Raw genomic sequence first — 1,677 nt, 5'->3', positions numbered from 1 at the left:
ATGTAATGGGTCCGCGTCTGGGCCCAACGCCGACATGCAGGCGTATCGGCTTCAACGTCGCCTTCCAACAGCAAAGCGGACGCAACGAATTTATGAGAAAACGCCCTAGGCCCGCCGCATCAGCTTGAGCGAGGCCGCCAGGCGCAGGCTGCGCTTGCCCGCAAGCGCGATGCCGTCAAACTCGCCGCTGTCGGCCGTGCAGGTCCCGGAGAATCCGATCCCGACCTCGCAGCCGCCGAAGACGGGATTTTCGCCTTTCGCCGGCGTGTGTTCCTGGTTGAGCATCTCGCCCTTCCAGCGGCCGTCTGCCGAGGAGTAGGAGCCGAGATAGTAGAAGAACGCATCGCCGCCGAGGATGCGGCCGTCCATCAGCAGCATCACGCCGGAGAGCCCGGCATCGACGCCGTCGAGCGCGCGCAGGCGGATCCCATAGAGCCCGTTGGCGATCGCGCCCGGACCGACCGCGCCGCGCGGCGGCAGCGCCGCGTCATCGAGCGGCGCGAGGTTGGCCCAGAACACGCCGTCAGGGATCGTATCCGMGCTGCCCTCGAACAGGATGGTCGATCCCTCGGTCCTGCCGCGCACCTTGATCGCGGCGACGTCGGCGCCCATCAGCGGCTTGTAGTGAGGATCATCATTGTGGCGCTCGGTGATCACCTCGCCGATGATCTCGCCATCGCGCTCCTGATAGGTCCCGAGATGCGCGAAGGCGGAATTGCCGCCCAGCAGCTTGCCCCTGTGCATGCACATGATGCTGCGGCCGAAGGCGCCGTTGATGCCGTATTCAACCTTGTAGAGTCCGTCCAGCAACGCAATAAACCCGTAAAATCGGAAAAGAATCGCAGGCTACCTAGCACTGCTGCCGCACCGAGGCCATCCGGCTTTTGCGCGCAGGGGCCGCCGCCGGGATCCTCCGCTGCCATGATGCCATCATGCCCCTGTTTTGCCCGACGGGTCAAACGAATTTCGTAAAATCATAATATTTGCAATTTCAACCACTTGGCTACTGTGCATGGGGTTGTTTGCGCCTTTTTTGTTTGGCGCGGCCCCGGAATGCCTTCGAACCCGCCGGCGCAGGCGCGCGACCAAGCGGCATGGATCAGACAGAGACATCAGCCGAGCAGCAGATCGCGGCGTTCATCGCCAGCGCGGCGAAGCAGCCGCTGCTCGATGCCGCGTTCGAGCTCTGGCGCTGGCGCTACCGATTGGATTCGATCGAAGGGCGCCCGACCGCCGAGCAGGTCCGCATCAATCGCACCCTCACGCCGGAGCAGATCAGCGCGCAATACCGCAGAGATCGCGACCACGCCCATGAAGGGCCGATGTTCGGCTACCTGAAGCGCGCCCATCCGCGCGCCGATGACGCCGCGATCAGGCAGGCCATCATCACCGCCGTCAAATTCGAGGACGCGACCTTCACCCATTTCAGCTGGGATGGCGATTTCTGGGCCTGCGTCGTGCGCGCCGTGGCGCGGGCGGCCGAGCAGTATCCGGATTTTCTCGAAACCACCTATCGCGACGCCCGCAACAACGTCGCCTACTACTACAAGTGAGCTACAGCATGATCCGGAAAAGTAGGTAGCGGTTTTCCGAAAAGATCACGCTCAAACAATAATTCCAAAGCGCGATCTCATCGCGCTTTAGAAGCACAGCGTGGTGACGAGCTTGCCCTGCTTG

At 62.8% G+C, this 1,677-nt stretch carries 2 protein-coding genes; one reads left to right on the top strand and one right to left on the bottom strand.

The features are described 5' to 3' along the window. Nucleotides 1-105: 105 nt before the first annotated feature. Entirely contained in the window at nucleotides 106-810 is a 705-nt protein-coding gene (locus tag ACXJL8_RS40440) for a GrlR family regulatory protein (RefSeq protein WP_456686965.1), read from the bottom strand. A gap of 284 nt (nucleotides 811-1,094) precedes the next feature. Here ACXJL8_RS40440 and ACXJL8_RS40435 point away from each other — a divergent pair, with 284 nt between their 5' ends. Then, nucleotides 1,095-1,553 (top strand): hypothetical protein, encoded by a 459-nt coding sequence (locus tag ACXJL8_RS40435; RefSeq protein WP_456621959.1) that lies wholly within the window; start codon nucleotides 1,095-1,097, stop codon nucleotides 1,551-1,553. The last annotated feature ends 124 nt before the right edge of the window (nucleotides 1,554-1,677 follow it).

The sequence above is a fragment of the Bradyrhizobium sp. P5_C11_2 genome (assembly GCF_054049755.1).
This window is presented reverse-complemented; position numbering and strand designations above follow the sequence as displayed.

Excerpts from the sequence above, each read along its gene's own strand:
- ACXJL8_RS40435 (WP_456621959.1), top strand. The coding sequence starts at position 1,095 with ATGGATCAGACAGAGACATCAGCCGAGCAGCAGATCGCGGCGTTCATC.